Below are 255 nucleotides of genomic sequence, written 5' to 3'. Positions count from 1 at the left end.
CAATCTTGCCGTCAAGAGCACTAATATTCTGCTCTGCTGTGGTGACACGGGTAGTAACGGCAGAAACAGTCGAATTATCAGCTTTGCCACCTAGTGACGTATCAACCTGACTTTTAGTATAGACATCGCTAGCATTAGCTTTTAAGTTGATCTGGCCAGCTTGCGTTGTAATGGAACCTTCTGCCGTAGATACTCGTGTGGTTAAAGCCGAAACCGTTACATTATCTGCTTTTTTACCTAGCTCCGTGTTGGTTT

Annotated in this window: 1 protein-coding gene; it reads right to left on the bottom strand. The window is 44.3% G+C overall.

The window, feature by feature from the left end; genetic code table 11:
* A partial coding sequence (locus G6554_RS25470; RefSeq protein WP_166246857.1) for a hypothetical protein occupies positions 1-255 on the bottom strand: 255 nt, incomplete at both ends.

The sequence above is a fragment of the Bacillus sp. MM2020_4 genome (genome assembly GCF_011250555.1).
Taxonomy (GTDB): Bacteria; Bacillota; Bacilli; order Bacillales; family Cytobacillaceae; genus Neobacillus.
Note: the sequence above shows the minus strand (reverse complement) of the source record. Positions and strands in the feature narration are given on the sequence as shown.